General features: G+C 69.4%; 26 protein-coding genes and 3 pseudogenes. 15 read left to right on the top strand and 14 right to left on the bottom strand.

Translation table 11 applies throughout. The features are described 5' to 3' along the window. Window positions 1-163: 163 nt before the first annotated feature. From OG251_RS00570 to OG251_RS00560, 3 genes are all read right to left on the bottom strand, one after another. Complete coding sequence (locus tag OG251_RS00570) at window positions 164-775, bottom strand: TetR/AcrR family transcriptional regulator (RefSeq protein ID WP_326674945.1); 612 nt, start codon at window positions 773-775, stop codon at window positions 164-166. A gap of 457 nt (window positions 776-1,232) precedes the next feature. After that, entirely contained in the window at window positions 1,233-1,532 is a 300-nt protein-coding gene (locus OG251_RS00565; RefSeq protein WP_326674944.1) for a hypothetical protein, read from the bottom strand. A 91-nt stretch (window positions 1,533-1,623) separates the two neighbouring features. Continuing rightward, on the bottom strand, window positions 1,624-1,842 hold the full coding sequence (locus tag OG251_RS00560) for a hypothetical protein (RefSeq protein WP_326674942.1): 219 nt from the start codon (window positions 1,840-1,842) through the stop codon (window positions 1,624-1,626). A gap of 66 nt (window positions 1,843-1,908) precedes the next feature. Here OG251_RS00560 and OG251_RS00555 point away from each other — a divergent pair, with 66 nt between their 5' ends. The 3 genes from OG251_RS00555 to OG251_RS00545 all read left to right on the top strand — a co-directional run bounded on the left by OG251_RS00555 (window position 1,909) and on the right by OG251_RS00545 (window position 3,389). After that, the gene (locus OG251_RS00555; RefSeq protein WP_326674940.1) at window positions 1,909-2,346 is read left to right on the top strand and encodes a matrixin family metalloprotease; all 438 of its coding nucleotides are present in this window, start codon (window positions 1,909-1,911) and stop codon (window positions 2,344-2,346) included. Window positions 2,347-2,426: 80 nt separating this feature from the next. Beyond that, on the top strand, window positions 2,427-2,900 hold the full coding sequence (locus OG251_RS00550) for a hypothetical protein (RefSeq protein ID WP_326674939.1): 474 nt from the start codon (window positions 2,427-2,429) through the stop codon (window positions 2,898-2,900). A 192-nt stretch (window positions 2,901-3,092) separates the two neighbouring features. Next, entirely contained in the window at window positions 3,093-3,389 is a 297-nt protein-coding gene (locus OG251_RS00545) for a hypothetical protein (protein WP_326674937.1), read from the top strand. A 132-nt stretch (window positions 3,390-3,521) separates the two neighbouring features. Here the strand turns inward: OG251_RS00545 and OG251_RS00540 are convergent, their stop codons facing one another. After that, complete coding sequence (locus OG251_RS00540; RefSeq protein WP_326674936.1) at window positions 3,522-4,082, bottom strand: hypothetical protein; 561 nt, start codon at window positions 4,080-4,082, stop codon at window positions 3,522-3,524. Between the two features lie 18 nt (window positions 4,083-4,100). Continuing rightward, on the bottom strand, window positions 4,101-4,514 hold the full coding sequence (locus OG251_RS00535) for an alpha/beta hydrolase family protein (protein WP_326674935.1): 414 nt from the start codon (window positions 4,512-4,514) through the stop codon (window positions 4,101-4,103). Between the two features lie 546 nt (window positions 4,515-5,060). Here OG251_RS00535 and OG251_RS00530 point away from each other — a divergent pair. The 3 genes and pseudogenes from OG251_RS00530 to OG251_RS00520 form a co-directional block, all read left to right on the top strand. Beyond that, window positions 5,061-5,168 (top strand): annotated as a pseudogene (locus tag OG251_RS00530) (GNAT family N-acetyltransferase); the annotation flags it as partial. A 153-nt stretch (window positions 5,169-5,321) separates the two neighbouring features. Next, window positions 5,322-5,618, top strand: a pseudogene (locus tag OG251_RS00525) (PaaX family transcriptional regulator C-terminal domain-containing protein); the annotation flags it as partial. Between the two features lie 142 nt (window positions 5,619-5,760). Next, window positions 5,761-6,096, top strand: a complete 336-nt coding sequence (locus tag OG251_RS00520) for a lysine transporter LysE (RefSeq protein WP_124721702.1) — start codon at window positions 5,761-5,763, stop codon at window positions 6,094-6,096. A gap of 35 nt (window positions 6,097-6,131) precedes the next feature. Here the strand turns inward: OG251_RS00520 and OG251_RS00515 are convergent, their stop codons facing one another. Further along, window positions 6,132-7,343, bottom strand: a complete 1,212-nt coding sequence (locus OG251_RS00515) for an IS110 family transposase (RefSeq protein ID WP_326674933.1) — start codon at window positions 7,341-7,343, stop codon at window positions 6,132-6,134. A gap of 286 nt (window positions 7,344-7,629) precedes the next feature. Here OG251_RS00515 and OG251_RS00510 point away from each other — a divergent pair, with 286 nt between their 5' ends. Beyond that, entirely contained in the window at window positions 7,630-7,881 is a 252-nt protein-coding gene (locus OG251_RS00510; RefSeq protein WP_326674931.1) for a hypothetical protein, read from the top strand. Window positions 7,882-8,681: 800 nt separating this feature from the next. On the opposite strand, the gene OG251_RS00505 is transcribed toward OG251_RS00510, so the two are convergent. Next, window positions 8,682-8,963 carry a metal-sensitive transcriptional regulator gene (locus OG251_RS00505; RefSeq protein ID WP_326674930.1) on the bottom strand — a complete coding sequence of 94 codons (282 nt, stop codon included), beginning with the start codon at window positions 8,961-8,963 and terminating at the stop codon, window positions 8,682-8,684. 311 nt (window positions 8,964-9,274) lie between these two features. Here OG251_RS00505 and OG251_RS00500 point away from each other — a divergent pair, with 311 nt between their 5' ends. From OG251_RS00500 to OG251_RS00485, 4 genes are all read left to right on the top strand, one after another. Beyond that, window positions 9,275-10,636, top strand: a complete 1,362-nt coding sequence (locus OG251_RS00500; RefSeq protein WP_326674928.1) for an MBL fold metallo-hydrolase — start codon at window positions 9,275-9,277, stop codon at window positions 10,634-10,636. Window positions 10,637-10,662: 26 nt separating this feature from the next. Beyond that, window positions 10,663-11,016 carry a rhodanese-like domain-containing protein gene (locus OG251_RS00495; protein WP_326674927.1) on the top strand — a complete coding sequence of 118 codons (354 nt, stop codon included), beginning with the start codon at window positions 10,663-10,665 and terminating at the stop codon, window positions 11,014-11,016. Further along, window positions 11,013-11,762 carry a sulfite exporter TauE/SafE family protein gene (locus tag OG251_RS00490; protein WP_326674925.1) on the top strand — a complete coding sequence of 250 codons (750 nt, stop codon included), beginning with the start codon at window positions 11,013-11,015 and terminating at the stop codon, window positions 11,760-11,762. The genes OG251_RS00495 and OG251_RS00490 overlap by 4 nt, the downstream gene beginning before the upstream one ends. Window positions 11,763-11,837: 75 nt before the next feature. Then, entirely contained in the window at window positions 11,838-12,422 is a 585-nt protein-coding gene (locus OG251_RS00485; protein ID WP_326674924.1) for a rhodanese-like domain-containing protein, read from the top strand. 932 nt (window positions 12,423-13,354) lie between these two features. Here the strand turns inward: OG251_RS00485 and OG251_RS00480 are convergent. Continuing rightward, window positions 13,355-13,609, bottom strand: a complete 255-nt coding sequence (locus tag OG251_RS00480) for an EF-hand domain-containing protein (RefSeq protein WP_326674923.1) — start codon at window positions 13,607-13,609, stop codon at window positions 13,355-13,357. Window positions 13,610-13,821: 212 nt separating this feature from the next. Here OG251_RS00480 and OG251_RS00475 point away from each other — a divergent pair, with 212 nt between their 5' ends. Beyond that, window positions 13,822-14,043: a hypothetical protein gene (locus tag OG251_RS00475; protein ID WP_326674921.1), complete on the top strand. Its 222-nt coding sequence runs from the start codon at window positions 13,822-13,824 to the stop codon at window positions 14,041-14,043. Between the two features lie 433 nt (window positions 14,044-14,476). On the opposite strand, the pseudogene OG251_RS00470 reads toward OG251_RS00475, so the two are convergent. Further along, window positions 14,477-15,024, bottom strand: a pseudogene (locus tag OG251_RS00470) (hypothetical protein); the annotation flags it as partial. 261 nt (window positions 15,025-15,285) lie between these two features. Between OG251_RS00470 and OG251_RS00465 the strand changes: the two are divergent. After that, window positions 15,286-18,750 carry a M28 family peptidase gene (locus OG251_RS00465; RefSeq protein ID WP_442818404.1) on the top strand — a complete coding sequence of 1,155 codons (3,465 nt, stop codon included), beginning with the start codon at window positions 15,286-15,288 and terminating at the stop codon, window positions 18,748-18,750. Window positions 18,751-19,090: 340 nt separating this feature from the next. Here OG251_RS00465 and OG251_RS00460 read toward each other — a convergent pair whose 3' ends face one another. Further along, window positions 19,091-19,318, bottom strand: a complete 228-nt coding sequence (locus tag OG251_RS00460; protein WP_326674918.1) for a hypothetical protein — start codon at window positions 19,316-19,318, stop codon at window positions 19,091-19,093. Window positions 19,319-19,464: 146 nt separating this feature from the next. Between OG251_RS00460 and OG251_RS00455 the strand changes: the two genes are divergently transcribed. Beyond that, complete coding sequence (locus OG251_RS00455) at window positions 19,465-19,668, top strand: hypothetical protein (RefSeq protein ID WP_326674917.1); 204 nt, start codon at window positions 19,465-19,467, stop codon at window positions 19,666-19,668. 111 nt (window positions 19,669-19,779) lie between these two features. Here the strand turns inward: OG251_RS00455 and OG251_RS44875 are convergent, their stop codons facing one another. Both OG251_RS44875 and OG251_RS00445 read right to left on the bottom strand, forming a co-directional pair. Further along, a complete protein-coding gene (locus OG251_RS44875) occupies window positions 19,780-20,256 on the bottom strand; it encodes a hypothetical protein (RefSeq protein WP_442818292.1) in 477 nt (158 codons plus the stop codon). 623 nt (window positions 20,257-20,879) lie between these two features. Continuing rightward, the gene (locus tag OG251_RS00445) at window positions 20,880-22,106 is read right to left on the bottom strand and encodes an RICIN domain-containing protein (RefSeq protein ID WP_326674916.1); all 1,227 of its coding nucleotides are present in this window, start codon (window positions 22,104-22,106) and stop codon (window positions 20,880-20,882) included. 670 nt (window positions 22,107-22,776) lie between these two features. On the opposite strand from OG251_RS00445, the gene OG251_RS00440 reads away from it, so the two are divergent. Then, window positions 22,777-23,460: a DUF6875 domain-containing protein gene (locus OG251_RS00440; RefSeq protein WP_326674915.1), complete on the top strand. Its 684-nt coding sequence runs from the start codon at window positions 22,777-22,779 to the stop codon at window positions 23,458-23,460. Window positions 23,461-23,481: 21 nt separating this feature from the next. Here OG251_RS00440 and OG251_RS00435 read toward each other — a convergent pair whose 3' ends face one another. Together OG251_RS00435 and OG251_RS00430 are read right to left on the bottom strand one after the other, a co-directional pair. Continuing rightward, window positions 23,482-24,192 carry a hypothetical protein gene (locus OG251_RS00435; RefSeq protein WP_326674914.1) on the bottom strand — a complete coding sequence of 237 codons (711 nt, stop codon included), beginning with the start codon at window positions 24,190-24,192 and terminating at the stop codon, window positions 23,482-23,484. A gap of 691 nt (window positions 24,193-24,883) precedes the next feature. Next, the gene (locus tag OG251_RS00430) at window positions 24,884-25,087 is read right to left on the bottom strand and encodes a cold-shock protein (RefSeq protein ID WP_326674913.1); all 204 of its coding nucleotides are present in this window, start codon (window positions 25,085-25,087) and stop codon (window positions 24,884-24,886) included. Window positions 25,088-25,232: the final 145 nt, after the last annotated feature.

Here is a 25,232-nt window from a genome sequence, read left to right as displayed (position 1 = left end):
TGGTGTTTTTGGACGTGCGGTGCCCTGAGCCCGGCCTGAGGCAGGTGCGGGCCTGGAGAGGGCATACGAGGGGGACGAGCGGTGATAGTCCGTCGTCAGGGCGTGCGGAGTCGCTGGTAGTGCTGGAAGGTGCGGCCGGAAGGCGGTGAGGGCCGGGGTCGGGTCAGGCGGTGGCGGGCTGTGCGGTGAGCGCCGGCAGGAGCACCAGCTCGACGACGGATTCCATCAGTTCCTGGGTCGCAGGGGTCCCGTGGAGAATGGTCTGCGCGAGCCACGGGCCGAGCAGGATCTGGTCCGCCAGCTCGATGACCGGATTTCCTGCCCTGATCTCTCCTCTGGCCACCGCACGCTCGAACAGCTGGGCCAGATCGCGCAGGATCGGGTGGATCAGGATCTCGCGCACGATCTCCATGAGACCCTCGTCCCGGACGATGGCGGCCGGAACCGAGGTGAAGGTGTCCTTGACCGGATCATCGGCCACCAGGAACCGCGCGACCTCGATCAGGTCGCCGCGCAGACTGCCGGAATCGATGCTCGACAAGTCCTTCCCGGACTCTGCGGTGAGCGCCTTCCACGCCGAGATCACCAGCCGTGGCTTGCTCTCCCACTGCCGGTAGAGCGTCGCCGTGCTGCACTTCGCCCGCTGCGCTACCGCAGCCATGGTCACCTGCTCATAACCGACCTCGCCGACGAGCTGGGCCGTCACCAGCAGCAACTCACGCTCCCGCTCCGGGGTGAGCTTGCGGCGGCGCGACGCCGCAGGTGCCTCGGTCATAGCTGCTCCCGAACCCGGTTCTTAGTTGACACCAGAACTCTAGCCACCCCACGAAGCGAAAATCAAGTTTTCGAAACTACGATTTTCGAAACTACGATTTTCGATCCCTGGGGCAAGCCCCAGGCCGCAGCGAACGCGGCACCACCGCGAGCCTGATCGTCGCGGCGCCACCGCTGACTTGGATCTGTGGTCGTTGTTCCACCGGCGGGAAACAGGCGCCCCTTGGGCCGCAGGGCGGATGGAAGGAATCCGCTCGTGCCGCGGAGTGCGTGCGGGCCGGGCTGGGGGTGTGGAAGGGCGTCGCCGCGAGTCGGCGGGCGGGACCTGGAACCGGGCGGTCGGTGAGGGCCTGTTCGGCGGAACTGGGGTGGGGTCCGCGATGTGAGGCGAACCTGGCATTGGGTGTTTGCGTCCGGGCCGCCCCGGGCCGCTGGGCCAGGGGCGGCGGGCGGTGCGATCAGCTCAGGGCCTGGCGGACGGCGGCTTCGGCCAGGGCGGCCGTGTTGGCGTGGCCGCCGGCGTTCGGGTGCACGAGCGTGGCCCGGTTGCCGTTGGAGCACTTCAGGGTGATCAGGCCGAGAGTGAGGTCGGTGGGCCAGTACGGGCCGGCCTCGCCGCAGACTCCCTCCACCCACTTCGTGGCGCGGGGCTGGCAGACTTCGTGGCCGACGCTGGAGGCGGCGACGTCGACGTAGGTGTATCCGTAATCGACAAGCTCCGTGGCGTCTTCGATGATCGCGTTGAGCTCGGTGTTCACTTCACCCAGCCAGGCGATGTCGCCGTGGGTGGCCGAGAGCCGGGTCTCGGCGTCCTTGATGTCGGCCGCCAGCTCGGTGGTGTCCTGCCGGTCACAGGTGGTGGCGTCCGACGATGAGCGTGGGGTGGCCGACCGTGATGACCTTGGCGTGGGGCGCCTTCTCGTGCACGGCCTCCAGCATGTCGACGTACTCCCGGAAGACCCGCTGGAACGTGTCGCGGATCGATTCGGGGTCGAGGACGAAGCCGCCCCTCTCGTAGGCGTCCCGGCAGGGGGTGGCCTCATCGTCCTGGCGGGAACCCGCGCCCATCAGGCGTTCTCCTACACGGCGAAACCGGCGTCGTGTTCCGAATCCCGTGTCACGGAGCGGGAGTCGGTGTCCAGCGTGGACGGCGGCGAGGAACTGCTGTGGGAAGACGACTCCAAGTACAACGACGCCCTGGGGTGGGCGACGGGCAAGTGGTATCAGCGATCCGGCGCACTCAGCTTGATCAGGATCGCCCCCGACCACGTGACCGCGGTCAACGATGTCGAATGGCGCGACTGGTCCAAGAACAGCTCCGCGCTGGGCACCTGGGAACAGAAGAACGGCATCGACCACATCTACTTCAACAAGAAGAGGCTGGACAAATCACCGTTCAACACCCGGGACGCCCGTCGCGCAGTAGCGGTGCACGAATTGGGGCACGCACTCGGGCTGTGCCACAAAACAGAGAACGTGCTGTCCGTCATGTGGTCCAACCAGCCGCGCCGGACCCCGCTCCAGGCCCCCACCGACGTGGACAAGGCCAACTACGAACGCCTCTGGGGCTGACACATGAAATCCCTCCGCACCATCGCGACCGGATCCGCCGTCCTCCTTGTCGTCGCAGCCGGCGGCTGGGGCGGATACACATGGTGGCTGGACGCCGGGACCACCACCCCGAGAGCCTGTGCGCACCGGACCTCTCCCGCCCCGAGTGCGCCGCCACGGAGAGCACCAACCTCGCACTCGTCACCATCACCGGCACGATCGGCTACCTCGAAGAAGAGCCCGAACTGCCGGGCGGAGTCCAGACCGTGAAAGCCCGCATCGACACGGCACTGAAGGGCGGGTCGTCAGGAACACTCGCGCTGGGACAGTCGGTCGACGTCAAGCGCGACGGCCAATACAGCACCGCAGGTGCTGACAACCGGTATGACGTGCTGCGCCCGGGCCATCCGTACATCGTCAGCTTCTACAACGGCGCCAGTTACGGGGATGGCTACGTGCTGTACTCCGAAGACGCCCCCGACCCGAGCCGCGCCATCGAGCGGTGGACCGGCCACATCTGCGAAGACCCCCTGCCCGGCTCGCGGAATGCTGACACCCCGGACGGCGCCCCGTAATGCCAGCAGCGCCGACAGCACGCGACCACGGGCGGTTATGCCCGGGGTCTCTCTGTGCAGTGCCGTTCGACCGGTTCGACGACCGGGCGCGGCCGGTGTCACGCCCATTCCACCCCGAGCTCCGCGAGGGCTTGGGTGCTGCTCGGGGGTGAGCCGGTCGCGTCTGCTCTTGGTGTTGCTGATGAACACACCGTGCTTCACGACGTACTCCTGGCGGTCGGCCTGGACCTGCTGTTCGTGCTTGCTCGGGACGGGTTGTTCGTGTCCTTCCCGCTGCTTGTACTGGGCGAGCGCGGCGAGGCCCCGCTCGAACGCGCCGCCCCGCCGCCGCTCCCTGCCGCGGCCACAGGTCTTCGGTGCCGGGACGGCCGGCTGTGGCGCGGGCGTGGCCCCGAGTTGGGCCAGGCGCTCGCGCTGCCCTTGGCCGGGCGGGTTCTGGTCCTGCCGCTGCGTGGTCAGCCACCGCCCCACATCCGCCCCCGTGGATGATCGTCCGGCGTTGCCAGTCCCGCTGGCCAGTCCGGATCGATCGTGGGGGTCCGGTGTTTCATCCCGGGGCGGGATGTTCTGTGGTCATGTTCGGGTCGCGCCAGGAGATGGTGTGGCCGGGCTGCGGGAATGTCATGGGGTGGCGTTGTTGCCTGGGCTGATTTCCTTGAGGAACTGTTGTTGGCTGTCGAGGAATCCGTCTGCGAAGAGTGAGCGGGGGGAGAAGAGCGCGGTGAGCGTGATCTTGAGGTCCGACTGCTCGATGGACCGCTTGAGCAGCGAATGGGTCGCGTCCGGGTAGTGCTCGACCGTCAATGCGCCGCCCGGGTCCAGTACTTTGTGGTAGGTGCGCTCCGTGTCGGCGGTGTCCACGTTGATGTCGTGTCCCGCGAGGGTCAGCAGTACCGGTATGCCGCGCAGGGCGCGGAGGTCCTGCGTGGCGTCCGCGGTGTAGTTCTTGGAGATGAAATCCCAGCGGTCGGCGGTCATGCCGTCGGCGTCGCCGTGCATGGCCCTGACGTACTCCTCGAAGGCCGCGTGGCGTTCCAGCAGCCGGCGGGTGGTGTCGCTCCTGGCGGTCTCCGCCTTGATGCGGGCTGCTGATGCGCCGTCGGCGCGCAGTTCGGCGAGGAGGTTGTAGCGGCCCTGCTGGAGCCAGTTGACCGCGGGCGAGAGGGCGATGACGAAGCTCACGGGCGTCTTGGCGGCGATCTACGGCAGGACCCAGCCCGCCTGGCTGGCGCCCCAGAGCCCGATCCGGTCGCCGTCGATGTCCGGGCGGGCGCGGGCCCAGGCGATGGCCGCGGCCGCCTCATCGGCCCGGTCGTCCATGGACTGGTCGAGCCAGTTGCCGGGTGCGCCCGCGACGCCGGGCTTGTCCCAGGACAGGGAGGCGTACCCGGCCCTGGCGTTCGTCTCCCACATGGGCTTGTAGCCGTCGTCGTGGGTGGCGTCGACGGGGCCGTCGCCGTGGACGTACACGACCAGGCCGTGGCGCTGACGGCCGTCCCTGGGGACGGCCAGTACGCCGTGGAGAGTGTGGCCGCCATGGCGGATCGAGACCCGCTGCTCGTCCATGTCGTAGGAGTTCTGCCACAGCACCACACCGACGAGGCCGGCGGTCACGGTCAGGACCGTGACGAGTGACCACACGGCGACGCGGAGCCCGCGCCGTCGGGGCTGGGTCTTTGGACACATGGGATGGCTGCCTCTGTTCGGGTTTGAGTGGACACCTAAACTATCACTGACTGAACGATCGCTGAGAATTAGATAGATTTGGGTCTCGGTTTCAGGGAGAAAGGGAGCACGGCAGGGGACTGGACGCGACAGGTCCCGGGGCCGGACCGGTGACAGCGCGACGGGGTGTTCCGGCCGGGGCCGAGCGGCGGGCGGCCGAGCTGTACTGGGACGCCTTCGGCCGCAAACTCGGTCCCGCCCTGAACCCGCCGGGCAAGGCGGTGTCCTTTATCGCCGCCCATCTGAAGACCGATCGAGCGATCTGCGTACTCCTTGACGGGCGGCTAGTCGGCCTCGCCGGCTACCAGCACGACGGGCGGGCCCTCACCGGAGGATCGGCTTGCGCCGTAGTGCGCGTACGGACACCTGCGAGGACTGCACCGACTCCTGCTGCTCGCCCTGTTCGAACGCCACCCGGCCCCCGGACGCCTCGTCATGGACGGCACCGCCGTGGACCCGGACAGGCGCTGCCGGGGAGTCGGGAGCCTGCTTATCGAGGAAGTAGCCGCCGTCGCGGCGGAGCGGGACTGCCGGGAGATCGGACGGGACGTGATCGACACCAGCTCGCGCGCCAGGGCCCTGTACGAGCGGCGCGGCTTCACGGACCGAGCACACGCCCTACCTGCGCGGACTGCTCGGATTCGGCGCGGTGACCACCATGCACCGCCCGGTCGGAACAAAAGAAGCGGGAGATCTGTGAGTGCCGAGACCGACCACGTCGAGGTTCCCACCCGCACGCTCGTCCAGGCGCTGATCCGCGAGGACGGCGCCGTCGACGCGGATGAGCTGTACACCGTCGCCAACACCCTGGGAATGAGCGACCAGCAGGTACGGCTGTGCATCAAACGCCTCGTGTCCGAAGGCCGGTTCACCCACGAGGGCCGAGGCCGCCAGTCGGAGCTGCACGCAACCACGGACACCACGCGTGAGCTCGCCCCCAACGCGGACTTCCTGCGGCACGCATTCCAGCAGGATGCCGGGCTCGCGCCCTGGGGGGTGCCTCTATGTCCTTCGTCAAGGTGTGACCGTGTGCCGCAGTAGGCGACTCTTGAGCACCCCGGCAACCATTCCGGCTCGGCGGGGGTCCTCCATACCAGGCCCCGCTCGGGGCCTCGACGCAAGAGGGAGGAGCGTCATGGGGGTCCGCAGGGCAGCGAAAGGCGTCGGCGACTTCCTGGTCGAGGCGCTGGGAGAAGCCGTCGCCGAGGTGATCCTCAGCCTGCTCGCCTGTGCCCTGCTCGGCTGCCTGGCTCTGATCGCCTACCTGAGCTGGTCCCTCAGCCCGCGCTTCACCATCGCGGGGGCTGGGCTGCTCAGCCTCCTCCTCGCCCACGGCGCCTGGCAGACCTTCCGCACCCCCGCGAAGGGGCGCCGTCGGGGCCTCGCCGCCCTGACCGCTGTCGGTTTCACCGTGACCGCCATGACGGCCCTCTTCCTGCTGCTCTACTCCACAGGATGCGACTGCCTGTGAGGCCGTTTGGTTCAGCTACGCAAGTCCGAGGCTGGTCATGCGGTAGCTGTTTCGGGGACGCGTGACTCGTAGAAGGTGCCGTCGCGGAGCATGGCGAACAGGACGCTGATGCGTTGGCGGGCGAGGCGGAGGAGGGCTTGGGTATGGGTCTTGCCGCGGGCGCGTTGCTTGTCGTAGTAGGCGCGGGAGGTCGGATCGGCGTTCATGCAGGCGAAGGCGGACAGGAACATCGCCCGTTTGAGCTGCCGGTTGCCGCCTCGGGGTGCGTGTTCGCCGTGGATCGAGGTGCCCGACGACTTCGTCGTCGGCGCGAGGCCGGCGTAGGAGGCGAGGTGGGCGGCGGTGGGGAAGCTGGTGCCGTCGCCGACGGTGACCAGCAGGACAGCGGCGGTCCTGACGCCGACGCCGGGCATCGAGGTCAGGACCTGGGAAAGAGGGTGGGCCTCCAGCAGGGCGTTGATCTGGGCCTCCATCGCCCGGCGCTGGGTGTGCACGGCGGTCAGGGAAGCGGCCAGGGAGGGCACGACGATGTCCAGGGTGCTGGTGCCAGGGACGACGACGGTCTGCTCATCGAGCGCGTCGAAGACCTCGTCGATCAGCCGGGCGGCCATGCGTGGGGCCTTCGGGCGGATCAGTTCCACGAGTCTGCGGCGGCCGGCCTTGCGCAGGGCGGCCGGGGAGCCGTAACGCTCCAGGAGCCAGGTGACGGCCTGGTGGTCCAGGCGCGGTCCCAGGACGCGTTCCAGGGAGGGGTGGAACTGGGTGAGCAGGCCGCGTATCCGGTTGGAGGTGCGGGTGGCCTCGGCGGCCAGGTCCTGGTCGAAGCCGGTCAGCACGGTCAGCTCGGCGGTGATCTCGTCGGTCAGTTCCAGCGAGCGCAGGGTGTGCGGCATGGTCCGCGCGGCATCGGCGATGACGGCCGCGTCCTTGGCGTCGGTCTTGGCCTCTCCGGGGTAGAGGTCGGCGATCCGGCGCATGGACAGGCCGGGCAGGTAGGCGACGCGGCAGCCGGCGTCGCGTGCGACGGTCAGCGGCAGGGCACCGATGGAGGCGGGCTGGTCCACGATGACCAGGACGGTGCCGAACTTCGCGGTCAGCTTGTCGAAGACGGCCCGCAGTTTCGGTTCGCTGTTGGGTAGCGGCTTGTCGAAGACCTTCTTGCCCGCCGGCGTCAGCCCATGGCCGTGGTGAGCGGACTTGCCGACGTCCAAACCGAGGAACACGCCCACGTCTTCGATCTCGAACATCGTGCCCTTTCCAGGGTGTTGACGGTGCTGGCCTCGGCTCGGGTGTCGTGCTCGCGCATCCACGTTATGCAGACCTACCGCCCGCGAACTGTCCGGCATTGCGCCGGACCGGACGGTGGCCGGACCTCTGATCAGCGTCTCCGACGAACACCCCCGGGCCCGGTGACACCACCCCCCAGGTCATTCCTTCGACAGGGGGACACAGTCATGCCGAGCCCGGAGGCCAGCGGCCCCGTTGCAGGACCGCGAAAAAGATAACGGGGTCTGGCGCCTGGCCGCCTTCGCGGTGCCCGAATCGACGCGCACGGTACGGGACGCCCTGCGCGAGACGCTCGTACACCTCGGTGGCGCTCCGCTCCAGGGCGGACTGTACGTCCGCGCCAACCCGTGGGGGAGAAGCGGCCCACCGCCTCGGCACCCACGGCGCGCTCACCCTCCTCACCACGACGGACCTGCACAGGGGCGACACCCAAGAGCCTGCCGAACTCGCCTCTGCGCGGACATCACTCGAGAAACAGCAGACCAGACCACGAAGTGAGGACGGAACGGACGGCGCGGGTCGTGCCTGACGGGCGAAGGTACCGCGAGGTCACCAGCCCTTGCGGACGGACAGGCGTCAGATCAAGGTCGAGCACTTTGATTCGTACCGACCGGTGCATGCTCGGGTGTGCGCCTGCAGGAAGAGCGGCCCGGGCCTCCCGGCCGGATCGTTTCCCTACATTCCCACGGCCCTGACCAGCCTGTCAGCGGATTCGCCTACGCCGCCGCCTGCACCTGGCCTCTGCTGCTGTTCACCGGCCCGCTCATCCGCTTCTTCGGCTCCCGAGCCGCCTCTGCCGGCCGGAGACGGGCTGGTGAGGAGGGAAGGCGGTGTGGCCCGCACTGTACCGAGGGCCGTGGTGGACGATCGGTGCGTGGGAGGGGAGTGCTTGGCGGCGTCACTCTGGCCAGAGCGGTGCTGGTGCCGCAGTGGTTCTTCACCGCAGACCGAGCCGACGGGCCAGAAGCCGAAGGGTGGTGGACGGGCTCCCGCGCCGAGGAGTCCGTCCGTCGCCGTACTTCATTTCGTCTTGCTGGTCACACCCCAGCCGGGGTCCGCTGATTCACGGCACGTCCAGCCCCTGGCCGGTCGAAGCGACGGACCCGTTCTGACCCGTTACGTCCTCCGCTTCAGTTGCTCGCCGAACTGCACCACCATGGCCTCGCCTCGCGCGGCTCGCCCGCCCGGATCCGGGGCGACCACCCGTTCGGAGCGGCCGTGCACGGGTGAGCCGGGTCGCCGGTGCGGGCCTCGAACCCTCCGCGGGCTTATCGCGGGTGCGGGCCGCAGATTCGGTCTCAGGCGAGGCTGAGGAAGAGCTTTTCCAGCTCGTCGGCGTTCATCTCCGGCGTTCCGCCGTCCTCGGGGGCGGTGAGGCACTCGCGCATCCGGCTGGCGATGATCTTGAATCCGGCCCGGTCCAGGGCGCGTGAGACAGCGGCGAGCTGAGTGACGACGTCCTTGCAGTCCCGGTCGCTCTCGACCATGGAGATCACGGCGGTGAGCTGTCCCTGGGCGCGGCGCAGCCGATTGAGTACTGCCTGCTTCGCCGCCCCGTCCGTGTCCGTGTCCGACTTCATGGTGCCTCTGCCTCCCGGTTGCGCCGAATCGAGTTCATGGGTACCCCCCAGGGTATATGAGGCGGAGGAGATCCGATCCGGTGTCGCTGTCCGGTCGGGGCTGTGCTCGCCCGCCCCTGGGTGCAGAGTCGTGAAACCTGTCACCCGGCGCTGCCGGCCTGGCGATGCCGATGCGCTCCCGTGTGTCCGCCCACGCCTCAGCCTGTGCATCTCTGACATTCCGTGCCCGAAAAATACCTAGGGGGGTATCTCTGTTACGGTGAAATAGATACCCCGGGGGGTAATGAAATCCCTGTAGCTAGGAGCAGCGCGTGTTCTTCATCGACACCATCGAGATCGAGGGCCTGGGCAACCGCCACTACCTGGCCGGCGGTGCGCGCACGGCCGTCGCCATCGACCCGCCCCGCGACATCGACCAGGTCATCGCCGCGGCGGCCCGACGGGGGGTGCGCATATCGCACGTAGTGGAGACCCACATCCACAACGACTACGTCACCGGCGGCCTTGAACTGGCCCGGCTGACCGGCGCCGCCTACCTCGTCCCGGCCGCAGCGCACGTCTCCTTCGAGCGGATACCCGTCCACGACGGGGACCTCGCTGTCATCGATGCCGGGCTGCGGCTGCGGGCCGTCGCCACCCCCGGCCACACGCCCCACCACACGGCGTACGTCCTGGAAGAGGACGGCACCCCGATAGCGGCGTTCACCGGCGGATCGCTATTGATCGGAACCGTGGGCCGCCCCGACCTCGTCGAGCCCCGGCTGACCGAGCAACTGGCCCGCGCCCAGCATGCCTCCGCACACCGGCTCGCCGAGGAACTGCCCGACGAGACGGCAGTACTGCCCACCCACGGCTTCGGCAGCTTCTGTTCCGCCGGACAGGCCGAAGGCGACGCCACCACCATCGGGCGGGAGAAGCGGGTCAACGACGCCCTTGCCAAGGACGTAGACATGTTCGTCGCCGACCTGCTGTCCGCCCTGGAGGACGTCCCCGCCTACTACGCCCACATGGGACCGGCCAACGCGAGCGGCCCCGCCCCCCTCGACCTGACCCCGCCGGCCGTCGCCGATCCCGGAGAGATAGCCGCCCGGCTCGCAGCGGGGGAGTGGGTCGTCGACCTGCGCAACCGCGTCGCGTTCGCCGACGGCCACGTCGCCGGGGCGTTCAACTTCGAGGCCGAGGGCAAACTCGCCACCTACCTGGCGTGGATGATCCCCTGGGGCAAGCCCGTCACGCTGCTCGCGGACGACGCCGGGCAACTCGCCGCAGCCCAGCGCGAACTCGTCCGCGTCGGCATCGACCGGCCCGCCGCCGCGGCCACCGGCACTCCCGCCGACTGGCTGGCCCCCGGTGAGATCCCGGCCTCCTTCCCACGAGCCACGTTCACCGACCTCGCCGCTCTGGAGTCCCCCGACGACGTGGTGGTGCTGGATGTACGCCGCGACTCCGAACAGGCCGGCGCCCACATCACCGGCTCCGTGCACATCCCCCTCCACACCCTGCACAAGCGGATCGGTGAGGTCCCGGCAGGCAAGGTCTGGGTGCACTGCGCGGGCGGCATGCGCGCGGGCATCGCCGCGTCCCTCCTCGACGCCGCCGGCCGGAACGTCGTCGCCGTCGATGACTCCTTCGACAACGCCGCCGCGTCCGGACTCCCCCTCACCACCTCATGACGCCCCGCCCCCTGGAAGGAGCAGCCATGTCTCCCTTCGGACCCCTCCTGGTCCGCAACGACCCAGCACGGGCCCATGCACGCACCGCCCCCGGCGGCGACGCCGTCCTGCTGGACATCCGCGAAAAGGACGAATGGGATACCGGGCACGCCCCGCACGCCCTCCACCTGCCGATGTCCAACCTGGTCTCCACCGCCGCCCTGCCCGCCGGGGCACAGGGACGCCCGCTGGTGGTGATCTGCCGCTCGGGCCACCGCTCCGCACAGGCCGTCGCCCTCCTGGAAGCCCGCGGCATCGACGCTGGCGACGTCACCGGCGGCATGCAGGCATGGGCCGCTGCCGGACTCCCCATCACCGACAGCAACGGCTCGACAGCGTGACGACCCTGCTCCTGGCCCTGGTCGCAGGCGCAATCATCGGCATCGCACTCGGAGGACTGGGCGGAGGCGGCAGCATCCTCGCCGTGCCCGCCCTGATCTACCTGCTCGACTTCACGCCCGCCGCGGCCACCACCGCCAGCCTGATCATCGTCGCCGCCACCACCGCCACCTCCCTGAACGCCCACGCCCGCGACGGCAACGTCAACTGGCGCACCGGCCTGCTCTTCGCCGGCGCAGGCATCGTGCCGGCGATGCTCGGCGGAGCACTGGCAGACCGACTGCCCGCGGCCCTACTCACCGGCGCGTTCTCCGTGATCGCCCTGCTCGCCGGAGTGCGCATGCTGCACTCCCGCCGAGCCGATGACGATCAGGACCGGCCGGTGCGACGTGCCCAGGCAGCCGGTGCCGGTGCCGGACTCGGCGCGGTCACCGGCTTCCTCGGAGTCGGCGGCGGCTTTCTCGCCGTACCCGCACTGATCAGCATCCTCGGCCTGAAGATGAAGGCCGCCGTCGGCACCAGCCTCCTTGTCATCACCATCACCTCGCTCGCCGCCCTCACCGCACGTACCGGCACCGCCGACGGACTGCGCTGGGAAGTCATCGCGCCCTTCACCGGCGCCGCCATCCTCGGCGCCTGGGACGGCAAGCGGATCGCCTCGAAGATCTCCAGCGCCCTGCTGCAACGGGTCTTCGCCATCGTCCTGATCGCCGTGGCCGCCGTCATGCTCCTCGACGCATTCGTCTAGGAAACGCCCAGCCGGCCACGCACCACAACGCCCGCACCAAGACCACCTCACCCACCCGCAAGGAGTACCCCTGCCATGACCACCCCCGCCCCCCGCGTCCTTGACACCGACCAGGCGCACGACCGCATCGACACCCTGACCGTCATCGACGTGCGCACCCCCGGCGAATACGCCGCCGGCCACCTGCCCGGCGCACACAACATCCCCCTCGACCAGATCAGGCGCGCCCTGCCCGCGCTCAAGGAGGCCGCCGAACGGGCCGACCTCCTCATCGTCTGCGCCTCCGGAGCCCGCTCCGGGAACGCCGCCAAGACCCTCACCACCCACGGCATCCCCGCAGCCACCCTCACCGGCGGCACCACGGCCTGGGCCCAGCGCAATCATCAGCTCCACCACCCGGCCGCCTGCGACCTCCCGACGACCGTCTGGGGCATGGAGCGCCAAGTCCGCCTCACCGCAGGCACCCTCGTCCTGATCGGCCTCGCCCTCGGCCTACTTCACCCCGCTTTCCATCTCATCTCCGCAGCCATCGCCGGCGGGCTTGTCGCCTCCGCCCTCACCAACACCTGCGGCATGGCCGCCATCCTCGCCAAATTCCCCCACAACCGCCCCCGCATGACGGACCTCAACTCCACGCTCGACGCCCTGCGCAACGCATGAACTCGGCGGAACTCTCATAAATGCTCGCTAACTTGAGCCACTGAGGTAGCAAGAGCACGCCGCCGCCCCGCGGCCTGACCCGCACGATGTGGATGCCCAGCACGCCGCCTTGCTCACCCTGTCATCCACTCCACTTCACGCCGAGTGCGTCCTGCTCCGCGCGCGGCCCAGCGGGCTTCGAGTCCGGGATTGGGCTGCTGCTGATGATGCTCCTGCACGGACCGGCGAGCCAGGGAACGTCGCCAAGACCTCTCTGACCGGTGCGGTGGAGGATTTGAGGGCGGCTGCCCGGCTCGGCGGCCTGCTCCCCGCGGTGGCCCTGTGGCACCTGCACCGCGCCATCCAACAGGAACACGCCGCTCGCCAACACCTGCACCCCCGGGCAACCACAGAATGAGCAGACGGTACGCCGTCCGCCTCGCCCTCCAGCCCGCCTACTCCGCGCCCCGCCCCGACCGGGTGGCTGCCGGACCTGCCGCTGTCCGATGACGCTTGTCCACACGAAGCCGACAGCACGAGACCCCGGGTAATGATGCCCGGGGTCTCGCGGTGCACGGTGACGTGCCCGGCTGGTTCAACGACCGGCCACGGCCGGTGTCACGCCCCCTGCGCCGCTGCCTCCACCCCTTGGCGGAGGCGGTCGAGGAGGTCACCTCACGAACATCACGCTTCGGAATGGTGAGGTCGCGCTGTATTCGGCGGGGTAGATCGTTGCGGTGACCGGCCCGGTGCAGTTCGGCGTCTCGTCATGCAGCCCGCACCCCGAGAGGTGGCCGCAGTGGTCGTGAGGCAGAGCGCGGGGGATCACACCGCCCCCAAGTAACGGGGCATCCCGGGATGCCCCGAGCTGACCCGGACATGGCTCCGCCTCGGCACAGTGTTGGCGCATGTACCGAGGCGGGATGTCATTCGGTGCTGCTCGCCCGTGGGGCTCAGGCACTCGCAAGCGGGTAGCCCGTAACCAGCATGTCAACGAACGACTCGTAGGAGACGGTGCCGTCCGCGTTCACCGTTACCTCCTTCATGAGTTCCTCGACTTCCGCGGGGCTCAACGCGTCACCCAGGTTGAGGAGAAGCTGCCTCAGTTCCGACTCTGAGATCGATCCGGTACCTTCCTCGCCTGTGACCTTGAAGGCATCCAGCGCAGCCTTCTGCCGGTCAGCGAGCGAGATCTTGTTGTCAGTCATAACTGTCCCCTCATCGGACCGACTTCCTGCCGGACTTTCGTGATCATCGCATGACGGGCCGTCAATGGAACACCAGACTTGACAAGTTCAGAGGTAGCCCGTACCTGCCCCCTAAGCCCCGCCCCCCTTGCTCGTCCCCCGGATGCCCCGAGCTGACAGCAGTCGGCGGACGCTGCGGCGCTTGCTGGCGGTGGACGGGGCACGGGGAGACGGTGGCGGTCCAGCAGGCCCTGTATCTACTGCCGGCCCGAACGCCGGTGTGGCGGGCGGTGGCGGCGGTCAAACCAGGTCTGCCACAGCTGCGGGCAGCGTTGCTCGACGCGCGCGGTCTGCCCGCGGCGGCGTTGACGCACCGGGCCGGTGCGGCGGACCGGGCGCTGGCCGAGGCACTGGAACAGCCAGGAGCGTTGTTCCTGGATGATGTCAACGCCTGACGCCTCCGTTGCTGGACTGCCTGCGTCAGCTCTGGGATGAGCCGGGGACAGCCGCAGCGCCGGTGCTGTGCGGTGCCGGCAGCGAGCGGGCTGTTACCCGGGCGGCAGCGCTGAGGTCGCGAGTGCTGACTTGGCATCGAGTGGACCGTCTGGAGACAACCCAGGTGCCTGACACACTGCGGTTGTTCCACCCGGTGTGGGACGCGGCCGATCCTGCGGATCTCGCGTGGGCTGAAGCTTCCACCGCCCGCGGCAACTTCCGGACCTGGGCGAAGATTACTTCTCACGTCTACGCGGCCCTCCACCGCAGCCCGCGCGCGGTCGACCGGACGCTGCTGGAACGGGCGTGCACCCGGCTTCGCCCTTACACCTGACGGCCCGCCTCTGCCTCATCAACGCGACGGAATTCCTGATACCGGAGAATGTAGAGACAGGTCACGGGGTCGTGCGCGTCGCCGTGGCCGTCGTCGTCGGGGAGAGGGACCCGGTGGCGGGCCTCGGCGGGTGGGCAGGCGGCGGCGGAGGCCATCAGGTCGCCGTGCCGGTGGCTCGGCATCTTGGCCGGTTCCCGGTGGCGCAGCATGATCAGGGGATGCGGGCCGCCGAGGACGGTGACTCCCGGTTCGCCCCCGCGCGTGCGTACGCGCACGGCTGCCGGGCCTCCGGTGCACGCAGGTCGACGGCTGTCTGAAGGTCGCTCCATGCCTCGTGGTTGCGGCCGAGGCCGGTGGTGACCGCGAGATGGCGGCCGGTGGGGTCGGCCGCCAGGTGTTCGGCGGGAGTGGCCACCGGCACGCTGCTCCGGACCAGCGGGTGACCGGCGTCGAGGCCGTAGGGATCGAGGACGAGCAGTTCCCCCACCCGGTCGTCCACGAACGCGGTCCGGTTGCCGGGCAGGGCGAGGAATCCGGCGTGCGCGGAGAGATGGTGATGGACCGGGGATCCTCGCTCCACCCCGCCGGGAAGGTCCAACAGGCCTATTCGCCGTGGAGCGGCGAGCCACCGGCACCGTTGCGCGTGCCTCGCCGTGCCGCCGCACCCGCGCGCCGCGGGAGACCGACGGGCGCCGACGGGTTCGGCCCGCCCCATACTCGCGCCTTATGGCCAACAGAGATGGGCTTCTTTGCCATGTTCACGCCCATACTCAGCAGCGCACTGCTGCCCCGCCCGTCCTCCCCCTCCCCCTCTCGGAGTGAACCCGTGCGATCCATCAGACTCACGGCCGTCGCGGCCACGCTGTCACTGACGGCCGGCCTCGCCGGCGTCGTGACGCAGACGGCCGCCGCGGCCGCCACCCAGACCGGAACCGCCGCTGCCGCCGATCCGGCAGCACGAGCTGTCGAGGCCGCCGACAAGGCCGTCGGCAGCGGCCTCGACTCGCTGGTCAACGCGCCGCAGGAGCAGTACGAACGGCGCCAGGTCACCCCCTGGCTGAAGGGCCTCTACTCGGTCGCCTACGAGCGCAGCTACCGCGGCCTGCCGGTCGTGGGCGGTGACGCGGTGGTGCTGGCCGACGGCGACGGCGATGTCCGCGCGGTGCGGTCCGCCAGCGCCCAGCAGGTGGACGTGGCCACCGATCCGAGGATCAGCGCCGGACGCGCCGAGACGGCCGCCCGCGCCAGACTGGCCCGGGTCGACAAGGTCGTGGACAGCCGGCTGGTGGTGAAGATCACCGACGGGCGGCAGGCACTGGCCTGGGAGACCGTCGTGGCCGGCCGTACCAGGAGCGCGCCCAGCAAGCTGCACGTCTATGTGGACGCGCGCACCGGCAAGGTCCTCGACACCCATGACGAGGTGGTGGCCGGCACCGGGAACAGCAAGTGGAACGGTCCCGCTCCGCTCACCATCGACACCACCGCGTCGGGCGGCTCCTACTCGCTGCGTGATCCGAACCGTACCGGGCTGAGCTGTGCCGATTACAGCACCGGCCAGGTCTTCTCGAAGTCCTCCGACTCCTGGGGCACCGGCAATCCCACCTCCAAGGAAACCGGCTGCGTGGACCTGATGTTCGCCGCGCAGAAGCAGTGGGACATGCTCAAGGACTGGCTGGGGCGCAACGGCGTCAGCGGCAACGGCCGCTCCTTCCCCGGCAAGGTCGGCCTGAACGAGCTGAACGCCTACTGGGACGGCAGTCAGGTCACCATCGGCCGCAACAGTACGAACCAGTGGATAGCCGGCGTTGACGTGGTGGCCCACGAGTACGGGCACGCCATCGACACCAACACCCCCGGCGGAACGAGCGGCCAGGAGTCCGGTCTCGGCGAGGCCACCGGCGACATCTTCGGCGCGCTCACCGAGTCCTACGCCGGCCAGCCCGCGCCGTACGACGTCCCGGACTACACCGTCGGCGAGATGGTCGACCTCCAGGGCCGCGGACCGATACGCAACATGTACAACCCGCCGGCCGTCAACAACGACCCCGCTTGCTACAGCTCCTCCATCCCCGGCACCGAGACGCACGCGGCGGCGGGACCGCTCAACCACTGGTTCTATCTGCTCGCCGAGGGCACCAGCCCCGGGGGCGGCAAGCCCAACAGCAGCACCTGCAACGGCAGCACGCTGACCGGTGTGGGCATCACCACGGCCGGCAAGATCTTCTACGGGGGCATGCTGCTCAAGACCAGCAGCATGTCGTACAAGAAGTACCGTACGGCGACGCTGAGTTCGGCCAAGGCGCTCGACGCCACCTGTGGCCTGCACACGAAGACCAAGGCCGCCTGGGACGCGATCAGCGTGCCCGCCCAGACCGCTGACCCGGTCTGTACGCCCTCGGGCCAGAACAACGACTTCTCGATGGCTCTCAACCCGGCCTCCGGCAGCGTCCAGCAGGGTGCCTCGGTCAGCGCCTCGGTGACCACCAGCACCACCACCGGGCAGGCCCAGCAGGTCACGCTGAGCGCCACCGGGCTGCCGTCCGGGGTCACCGCCTCGTTCTCCCCCGCCACCGTGCAGTCCGGCCAGTCCTCGACACTGACGCTGACCGCCTCGGCCAACGCCGCGCCCGGTTCCACGACCGTTGTCGTGAAGGGCCAGGGCGCGAGCCTGTCGCACACCGTCGACTACACGCTCAACGTCGGCGGCACCCAGCCGGGCACCGACCCGCCGAACATCGACGTGGCCGCCGTCCGTGCGCACCTCGGTGAGCTGGGCTCCATCGCCGCGGCCAACGGCGGCAACCGCCGGGCGGGAAGCACCGGTTACACCCAGTCGCTGGCCTATGCGAAGGCCAAGCTCCAGGCGGCCGGCTACACGGTCACCGAGCAGAACTGCACCAGCTGCACCTACCCGTCGAACAACCTGATCGCCGACTGGCCGGGTGGCCCCGCGGACCAGACGGTCATGTTCGGTTCCCACCTGGACGGCGTCTCGGCCGGACCCGGCATCAACGACAACGGCTCCGGCTCGGCGACCCTGCTGGAGAACGCGCTCGTGCTGGCGCAGAAGAACCCCACCATGACGAAGCACGTTCGCTTCGCCTGGTGGACCGACGAGGAGCAGGGACTCAACGGCTCGAAGTTCTACGTCAACCGGCTCACCGGCTCCGAGCGCACGGCCATCAAGGCGTACTACAACTTCGACATGGTCGGCTCGACCAACGGCGGCTACTTCATCAACAACGTCAACTCGGCCGCCGCCGCCCCGATGAAGGCGTACTGGACCTCGCTCGGCCTGGCGCCCGAGGAGAACACCGAGGGTCAGGGCCGCAGCGACGACTACTCCTTCCAGCAGGCAGGCATCGCGACCTCCGGGTACGCGGCCGGGGCGAACGCCCGCAAGACCTCGGCGCAGGCGGCCAAGTGGGGTGGCTCGGCGAACGTCGCGTACGACTCCTGCTACCACAGCGCCTGCGACACGACGAACAACATCAACGCCACGGTGCTGGACCGCAGCGCCGACGGCGTGGCCTACACGATCTGGAAGCAGGCCGTCGGCGGCGACACCCCGGCGCAGGACTTCTCGGTCGCCGTCAGCCCGGCCGCCGGGAAAGCCGAGCCGGGCGGCACCGCCACCGCGACGGTGAACACCACGACGGTCAGCGGCGCCGCCCAGACCGTGAGCCTTTCGGTCAGCGGCGCGCCCGCCGGGGTGAGCGCCGCGGTGAGCCCGTCCTCGGTGCGCACCGGCGACGCGGCCACCCTTTCCGTCCAGGTCGGCGCCACGGTGACGCCGGGCACGTACAGCCTGAACGTCGCCGCCGCCGGAAACGTCAGCCACAGCACCACGTACACCCTGACCGTCGGCAGCGGCGGCGGCTGCACCCCGGCGCAGGTGGTCGTCAACGGCGGCTTCGAGAACGGCGGTTCGCCCTGGACCACCACGTCCGGTGTGATCACCGATCAGCCGGGCCAGACGCCGCACGGCGGCTCGTTCTCGGCCTGGCTGAACGGCTGGGGCTCCCCGCACACCGACAGCGTCGCCCAGAGCGTGACCATTCCGGCCGGCTGCACCTCGGCCCGGCTCTCGTACTACGTGCACATTGACACCGCCGAGACGGAGGCCACCGCCTACGACACCTTCACGGTGACGGCGGGCGGGAAGACGCTGGCCGCCCTGTCGAACACGGACAGCGCCACCGGGTACGCGCACAAGACCCACGACCTCGGGGAGTTCGCGGGCCAGACGGTCGTCCTGAAGTTCACCGGTGTGGAGGACGAGTACCTCCAGACCTCCTTCGTCGTGGACGACGTCACCCTGGAGGTGAACTGACCAGGTTCCGTTGACCGGCCGGCCCGCTCACCCTGGGCGGTGAGCATGCCTCCTGCCCGTCCCCGCCACCGGCGGGGACGGGCAGGACCCGGCCTCCGGCCCGGCCCTGGACGCGACAGCACAGCACCACGCACCACCAGCGAGCACCACGAGCCGGCACCACCGCACAAGGCGTCGGCGAGGTCCGCCACGCGCCGCGCAGGCGGCCCGGACGTCTGTGCCACCTTTCCTGACACCGCCCGCGCCCCGATCTCACTCCCGACGCCGACGGCCGGCCTTGAGTGACCGCTGCGCAGGGGAGGGCCGTCGGGGGTCCGGGTGACGGTGATGGTGCCCTTCTTCATGGTCGGCCCCACAACTGCGGGTGGTTCTTGCGGTCGGTAATCGTCGGGCGTGCGATTTCCGGCTGATCGGCCGGACTCCGCTTCATCTCCAGTGGGGTGCCTGGGCCTCCGCTCCACGCGGCTCCGACGTCGTACCACTTGCCGCCGCTCTCGTCGATGTCCGACCGTTCCAGGTCCGCGATCCGCGAGGAGTCGTCCTTCGGGAAGCTCCGCGCCGGCGTCATTCGACTCAACCGGCGGGGCTCTCAGCTGACCGTCCCACCACAGGGCAGGCACCAAGCCGCGGCGGACATTCCGGGAGCAATCACAGCTGACCCCGTTAAGTACGCCTACTCATGCGCGAGCTGCCAGTGCCGCCTATTTTCGCGAGGTGCCCACAAATCCAACACAGCAGTCATCCGCTGCCAACAGGGGCGGCCGGTGTTGCTGTCTGGTCTTCGCCGGCCTGCCCCTCCTCTGGTTCATCGCCGCCCCCATCCTGCCGGAGCAGGTGTTCTGGTTCCCGTTCTGGATGGGAGCGGTGATGTGGAACGGAGCGGACGGCCAAGGCGGCATCAGCCACTTGCTCGGCTGACAGCAGGTAGGGACCGGAGCGATCCAACGTAAATCTGAGAGTGAAATCACTGGCCCACGTGGTGCAAATACTTCGGTCTGCCCGGTTCGCGGCAACGGGGCTCGACCGGTTTTACCCGGCGGGTGATGTCTCGTCGATGATCCTCAGGACGGTGACATGGTCGCCCGGGACGGTGTGGGCCGTGTTGGTCTTCTGGGATGTCCACCAGCCGTCGCTGACAGGATGTCCGGCCCTGCCCCACTGGGTGAGAGTGAGCTCCTTGCCCTGGGTGAAGTGCCGGTGGACGGGCGGGTCCGCGGTGACGGCGGTGTGGTCGCGGATGATCCTGACGCGGGCCCGTAAGCACCAGTCGCTCCGGGCGACCGCGGGCTCGGCCCTGTTCTGTATGAGGACACCGGCCCGCGGGCCCTGGCCGAGATCATCCTCGCCGAAGCCCAACGCCGCCTCAGCACACCCCACCAGGGCACCCTGCACTGCGTGCAGAACCGGGCCCGCCTCGTCCGCGCCCTCTACGAACGCCTCGACCGCGTCCAGGCCGCACCCGGCGCCGCGACCTGAACCGCCACCGGCCACCACAGTCGGCAGCACGAGACCCTGGATGACTGCACCCGGGGTCGCTGTGTGACATGACGTGATGTCCGTCTGGTCGACGACTGGGCGCGGCTGGCCCGGCCGGCGCGGTGCGGGCGATGAGGTCCGTCAGGTGCACGGCGGTCGTCATCAGCCGCTCCGCGTGGTCGGGGTGGTCGGCCGCCTCGCGTCCGGCGGAGTGGGAGAGCAGGCGGACCGCGTGCCCGAGGGCGCCCCGTAACGCCTCGATGTGCTGGAGCAGGACGGCGGTCGGCTGGTGGTCGCCGCGGGTGGCGTGGTCGGTGTCGGTCATGGGTCGGAATCCTCTCGTGCGGCCGGCCGTCCCGGCCGGGGTGGCCGTGTACGTCATCGTCCGCCGCAGGTGCGTCATTGGGATGACGTACGACGGCGAGCACCAGGAGCACGGCGCCGTTCATGGGTTCCGGCGGCAGGAGACCCCGGGCGTAAGGGCGTCCGGGGTCTCCGTGCGACAGGACGTGACCGTCTGTCCCGACCGGGTTCAACGACCGGACGTAGCCGGTGTCACAGCCCACCCCGCCCTGCGTGAGCGGGGCCGCCGTGCGGCCCTGTGGGCGCCGTACAGCCGTGCCAGGAGTCCTGACTTACAGCACCAGAGCGGACTACACCGGCGGGCGCGTCGCCGGGTACGGATAGCCGTTGGGAACTGTCTTGTAGCAGGCTTCGGCCCACGTGGCCGCCGACGGGTTGGTCGTGCACTGGTAGAGCACGCTGGAGTTGCTCGGAGAGTCGGTGCCGTCAGCTGCCGGAACGGTAGCTGTTCCCGTCCCCTGCCAGCTGTCCCCCTTGTCGTTGGTGATGCTCCAGGTACCGGTCATCGCCTTGAGCAGCTGAGCTCGGGCCACCCAGCCCACCTGACCGGGCGGGATGTCGAACTGAACTTGACCGGACTGTGTCGTAGTGGTGTTCCACTGGCTTCCCCAGTACCCCTGAATGGCCACAGAGATCGATGCCGCCACGGGCGACGTACTCAGGGGCCCGGTCCCGACCGTTCCGGTGACCGTGACCGATCCGCCGTTGCTGAAGGTGTACCCCGTGCTGTGCGACCAGCCGTACTGGTACACCGAGCCGCTGGAGCCCGCGAAAGCCGGGGGGCCCACCACCTGGGCCGGGCCGGACTTCGCCGGAGCCGGAGTCCCTACCTGGAATGTGGCCGTCGGGATGACCGAGGACTTGTTGTTGAACTGGTTCAGCGCGTACATCGTGGCCCAGGATTTCAGCTGCTGGACGAGTTCCGGCGCGTGCTCCTGGCCGGAACCGTATTTGCCGATCGCGAAGCGGTCGTTCCAGGCACTCGAACCCTGGCAGTTCCAGAGACCCACGGTGGTACCCGTGGAGACACTGCCGCCCCAAGCGTTCAGGCACTTGTTGTCGCCGGCATGCCGAAGGCGGAACTGTTCGTATCCGGAATTCGTTGTCTGCAGCGGCTGGGCGTACCAATCCTGGGAACTCTGACCATTGCAGGTCTGTACGACAGTGCTATCAGAATTACTGGCGGTTTCGAGGCACAGCCCACTCGACGCGACCCGAATCGTGAAGGCTCCGTTCCCACTGGTACTGGGAACGAACATCCAGTGGTTCTGGGCACCAAAGTTATTGGTCAGTTTCACGGCACTGCCTGCTCCGCCGGTCGCGGCGACATCGGGCATGCCGCCGCCGGTATAGCCGCCGATGATGTTTCCGCAGAGCACACCGTCAACGCCGCAGGACGGCGCCGCATACGCCGAACCGGTGGCCGGCGGCGAGACCACCACACCAAGGGCCATGACGCCGATTCCCGCGGCGGCCGACCCCAGGCGTCGGGCCTTCGAGGAGGTTCTCTTGAACATTGCGACTCACGACCTTCTTCGTCGGTTGACTTCATGTGGAATGCGCAGGATGCGCGCAACAGCGAGAGATCCTGCTTCGATTGGTGATGCTCAGCCGGGAGGGCCTAATGGTGCGGGCATGTCAAATGTGACGCGGTCATCGCACCCGCCCCTCCTCGCCCTCTCACGCATCCCGCGTCGCCACGTGGGCGTCGTCAAGGCGTTGCTCCACCCCCTTTCGCATCCTGATTCCTCCAGGGGGCCGCCAGGTGGTGAGAGCGCTAAGGGTGATTTGAGAGTAAGTTCGAGATAAGGACGCGTATAGGCGCAGAACCAGCCGTTCGAGTAGCCGCATTCAAGCCGAACAGACGCCAGCGCCAGCTTTTCCTGCCGCTCTTGACGCCCACTCAGTACGCGCCACCAATACCGACCTGCCGTTTCCCTCATCTCGGCGACGGTGCCGGTGGGATTCCCTGGCGGCGGGGGGCAGGTGGTGCGGCCGCCAGGGGTGTGACCGCGGGTCCCGTCCGGGTGGTCGGCCGGGGTCCGCGGTGTGGCCGAGCTATGTCCTGGGTGCCGGGCTTTCTGGTGTCTTCGGGTACTGCTCCCACGATCGGGTGACCGGGGTCGCGGAAGAGGTGCGGCCTGGCGGTGGAAGGCCTGGGGGCGGGGCCGGTTTTGAATCCGGCTGGTGTGTGACGTGCCGGAGGGTTCACCGCACCGGGTGCACCGGTGCGGTCGTTGGGCACCGGGCGGTGCTCATTCGGGGGTGCCGGGGAAGGGTGGGGGTGTGCCGGTGGTGGAAGTGGTCGGGGAAGCGGTCGGTTGGTTCGAGACGTATCTGTGCCGGCCTCATGAGGGTGTGGGGCGGCCCGGGGCGGTGTGCCCGTTCATGGTTCCGGCCCTGCGCGCCGGTGGTGTACGGGTGCGTGTGTTCCCCGGCGGCGCGGACCTGGACGGTCTCCTGTCCACGGTCGACGCCATGGTCGAGGTCCTGCGGGGTGGTGGCTGGCCGACGTCCAACCGCACCCTGCACGCCGTGGTCGCCGTCCTGCCCGATCTTCCGCCGGCCGACGAGGAGCTCCTGGACCGCGTGCAGGAGGAGGTCAGGACCCGGCTGGCCCAGGAGGGGATGATGCTGGGCCAGTTCCATTCCCGGTGCGAGCAGGGCGCCGCGCGCAACCCCGGGTTTCCGGTGTCCCGCTCCCCGCTCCCGATGCTGGCGCTGCGCTGGATGGCCCTGCACGATGTCCTGTTCCTCCACGACGACCCGGACCGGTTCACCGCCTACGAGGAGCGGTTCGGGACCGTCTACCGCTCCGGGCGCACCGTGGACCCGCTCTTCACCCGCCTCTACCGGCAGGCACACCGCTGAGAGCGGGGGCCGGAGTGGCGATCAGAGAGCCAGGCGCGTCACGGTCCGGGCGAGGTCCCGCGCCGTGGGCCGGTCTCGGGGCGAGTTCAACATGGCCTGCTGCAGAACGGCTTGGAGCTCGGGCCATGATGTCTCGGTCCGCAGCGGGATACGGCCGGTGGCGATCTGCGCGCGGAACTGGTCCGAGGTCAGCTCCTCCGGTGTGATGCCCGCGGCCCGGTAGTCAAGGGGCCAGGTTCCGGTGACGCAGGTCCACAACGTGGCGGCCAGGGTGTAGACGTCGGCCGCCATACCCGCGTCCAGGGGCATGTCGCCCGCACCGCGCTGGGCCAGCTCCGGCGGCACGAGGTGGTCGATGCCCACCCCCGTCACCGGTGGCGGACGCATGTCCTCCCGCCAGCTCCAGGCCAGGTCGATCAGACGGACACCACCAGCGGTGTGGATCCCGTGATCCGGCTGGAGATCGGCATGGACCCAGCCCAGATCGTGCACTCCGGCGACCGCCCGGCACAGGTCCACCGCCGCGCCGAGGCCCGCACGCTGCCCGGTGCCGTTCTCCCGGAACCGGGCGAAGGCATCCCACGTGGACGGCCCCTCGAACCACCGCGACACCAGCCACGCACTGTCCGCCCTTGTACCCGAGGCGAGCAGGTGCCCGGACCATCCCAACGCCTGGAGAACCTCTGTCTCCCGCGACACGGCCGGTGCGCCGTCGCCGGTGCCGATCTTCACGGCGAATCTCCCGCCGGCACCCGCCGCCTCCCACACCACCGCCCCCCGGCGGGCCGTCACCTCCCTCAACCGGAAGCCGCTTCCGCACCGGGCCTCGACCACCGCAAGAGCCTCTGCGTGTCCCGAGGGGAACTGGCCCATCCTGCGAACCCTTCTCTGCGTCGTCGGCATCCAGCGCCGTTGCAGGGCGTCCGGCCCGCCCCCGGTGGAGCGGAGCCGGTAGTTTCAAGGGGGTGGACGACACCCAGGATTCCGCCTGGTGCCCCGCCCGGTCATGGCCGCACCGGGGGAAGGGACCCATACGTGGGCTCCGCACAGACGGCGGGCCCACCCCTCCCTGAGCCTGTCCAACCCGCACGCATCTCACCCCCATGGCCACCCGGTCGCCGCGGGGTCCGCAAACCCGGACAGGCTCTGCAGCGAAGCGCTTCGGCACGTCGCCCACCACGTCTCCGGCCCCGGGGCATCAGCTTCCTCGTCACCCGGCTGCCGCGTTCGTGGCCGTTCATGGGTTCCGGCAGCAGGAGACCCCGGGCGTGGGGGGCCCGGGGCCTCCGTGCGACAGGACTGTGCCGTCTGTCCTGTCGCACAACGACCGGTCGCGGCCGGAGTCACGCCCACCGCACCCCGGCCCCCGCGCTTGCCCACCGCTTGCTCCGGGAGGCACGCGCCGACAGGGCAGGGGCGCGGTTCAGGCGCTCGTGACGTTCTCCGCCTGGGGGCCCTTGGGCCCGTCGGTCACGTCGTACTCGACGGCCTGGCCCTCGTCCAGATTGCGGAACCCGGAACCGAGGACCGCGGTGTGGTGCACGTACACCTCCGCGCTGCCGTCGTCCGGGTTGATGGCCCCGTAGCCCTTCTCCGCGTTGTACCACTTCACTGTTCCTGTCGGCATGGGTTTCCCTTCTGGAGCTGTTGGAAGACCCTGGACGGATGAGCGCCCAGAGCCACCTGGGACATGACGTGACGTCTGTCCCGACCGGGTTCAACGACCGGTCACGCCCGGTGTCACGCCCCGCTCCGCCCCGGCCCCCGCGAGC

It is taken from the genome of Streptomyces sp. NBC_01237, from assembly GCF_035917275.1.
Classification (GTDB): domain Bacteria; phylum Actinomycetota; class Actinomycetes; order Streptomycetales; family Streptomycetaceae; genus Streptomyces.
The sequence above is the reverse complement of the archived record's forward strand: the minus strand, read 5'-3'. Positions and strand labels throughout refer to the sequence as shown.

Excerpts from the sequence above, each read along its gene's own strand:
- OG251_RS00570 (WP_326674945.1), bottom strand. The coding sequence starts at position 775 with ATGACCGAGGCACCTGCGGCGTCGCGCCGCCGCAAGCTCACCCCGGAG.
- OG251_RS00560 (WP_326674942.1), bottom strand. The coding sequence starts at position 1,842 with ATGGGCGCGGGTTCCCGCCAGGACGATGAGGCCACCCCCTGCCGGGAC.
- OG251_RS00550 (WP_326674939.1), top strand. The coding sequence starts at position 2,427 with ATGGTGGCTGGACGCCGGGACCACCACCCCGAGAGCCTGTGCGCACCG.
- OG251_RS00520 (WP_124721702.1), top strand. The coding sequence starts at position 5,761 with ATGGGGGTCCGCAGGGCAGCGAAAGGCGTCGGCGACTTCCTGGTCGAG.
- OG251_RS00515 (WP_326674933.1), bottom strand. The coding sequence starts at position 7,343 with ATGTTCGAGATCGAAGACGTGGGCGTGTTCCTCGGTTTGGACGTCGGC.
- OG251_RS00505 (WP_326674930.1), bottom strand. The coding sequence starts at position 8,963 with ATGAAGTCGGACACGGACACGGACGGGGCGGCGAAGCAGGCAGTACTC.
- OG251_RS00495 (WP_326674927.1), top strand. The coding sequence starts at position 10,663 with ATGTCTCCCTTCGGACCCCTCCTGGTCCGCAACGACCCAGCACGGGCC.
- OG251_RS00485 (WP_326674924.1), top strand. The coding sequence starts at position 11,838 with ATGACCACCCCCGCCCCCCGCGTCCTTGACACCGACCAGGCGCACGAC.
- OG251_RS00480 (WP_326674923.1), bottom strand. The coding sequence starts at position 13,609 with ATGACTGACAACAAGATCTCGCTCGCTGACCGGCAGAAGGCTGCGCTG.
- OG251_RS00460 (WP_326674918.1), bottom strand. The coding sequence starts at position 19,318 with ATGACGCCGGCGCGGAGCTTCCCGAAGGACGACTCCTCGCGGATCGCG.
- OG251_RS00445 (WP_326674916.1), bottom strand. The coding sequence starts at position 22,106 with ATGTTCAAGAGAACCTCCTCGAAGGCCCGACGCCTGGGGTCGGCCGCC.
- OG251_RS00430 (WP_326674913.1), bottom strand. The coding sequence starts at position 25,087 with ATGCCGACAGGAACAGTGAAGTGGTACAACGCGGAGAAGGGCTACGGG.